Below are 1,582 nucleotides of genomic sequence, written 5' to 3' on the forward strand. Positions count from 1 at the left end.
AAAATAAGAAGGTATCAAGTTTATAAAATATAAAAAACATGGTCATGATATATTTGATGTATTGCAAAGCTCTTTAATACTTTGCAATACGTTGAATTCTATCGGGAATGGATTACTATGTTGTGTAGAGAATTTTGTTTCAAAACATTCTATTGGGAAGAGAGGTTATTTATCTCGATAAATTCTACGTGTATAGATATTAATATTTGATATTTCAATTTATATGTATAGAAAGTAATAAATTTGTTTGTTGCAAAAGACAGGTGTAACGAATAAAGCAAAGTTTAGTGTTTCTGAAAAAATGGGGACTTTATAAAATGTTTTGGTGAGAAAAACTGTTGTATGCGGGTACGTGGGGAAACATCAAGCTACTCTTCTCATACCTGAGGTTACATTCCTTATGACTTAAAATATGATAATCTATAGGTTCGAAGCTGTTATTTGATACGGAGTTATAATCAAAGTTCGAATTTTCTTCTGAAGAAGGGTGAAAATGGTTACGAAAAATTTATTCAGGATCATCAAAACATCAAATTGTTTTGAGGCTTTTGAAGCAATTAGAGTAGCGCTTTGATGATACTTTTTAGAAAATCGCAAGAGAAACTTGAAAAAGAAATCTTTTTAATGAAGCAAGGAAGGATTTTGGTCTGATATGCTCTGAATTATAAGTGCCGTGATGTCGTGTGCTATCGTGCGTGATAGCTTCATTTTAATCAGATCGTTTTGCGTTGCATATGTTCGTTTGTTCTATACGTGTTTGGGAGGGAATGAGCTTTTGAAAAGTGGCTGCTGCTTTTAGAGATTTTGATATTTTACCTCTAGAAGGCGTGTTTTCTAATCATGATCTTATCATTTTTGCATGTTGTCTCATGGGAAGTTATACAATAACCTTAAATCTTAAAAGGAAAATTCTATGAACGTGAAAAGAAAAATATTGAAAAAGGGCAGTTCTTTTGTTTCTGCTGTTCTTGCAATGGGGATGTTTGTGCAACAAGTTTCAGCGAAAACACCTGCCGATACGCTTGTGATGGCTTGGAATCTTGATACAATAAGTACATTTGATCCCGCACAAATCAATGACCGTTATGGTAATGAAGTTCTTGTTAATGTTTGTGATAATTTAGTCGTTTCTGCTACAGATGATGCGGCTAAAATGGTTCCTTCTTTAGCGAAGAGTTGGGATGTTTCAAGTGATGATCAGAGTACGGTGATTACTTTTCACTTGCGTGATGGTTTAAAGTTCAACGATGGTCGTCCTGCGAATGCTAATGATCTTATTTGGAGCATGAAGCGGGTTGTTCAATTGAAGATGGCTACTGCGGCGACATTTAATGAATATGGTATCACAGAACAAAACGTTGATGAGGCTTTTCAAGCACCGGATGACAAAACAGTGGTGATGAAATTTGATAAACCTTATCCAGCAGAGCTCATTCTTAGCCATTTTGCCACTAGTCGTACTCTTGCTTTGCTTGATCGTGAGACACTCATGAAACACGAAAAAAATGGTGATATGGGAAACCGGTATTTGGCAAGCCATTCTGCTTGCGTTGGTCCTTATCAGCTAGAGAGTTGGCGCCCT

General features: G+C 35.7%; 1 protein-coding gene. It reads left to right on the plus strand.

Going from position 1 to position 1,582, the window contains the following annotated elements:
• Positions 1 to 913: 913 nt before the first annotated feature.
• Positions 914 to 1,582, plus strand: a 669-nt coding sequence (locus ACFINW_RS09865) for an ABC transporter substrate-binding protein (RefSeq protein WP_375641292.1), incomplete at its 3' end; no start/stop codon positions are given.

Source organism: Bartonella sp. AA18HLJMS, from assembly GCF_042197245.1.
GTDB lineage: Bacteria > Pseudomonadota > Alphaproteobacteria > Rhizobiales > Rhizobiaceae > Bartonella.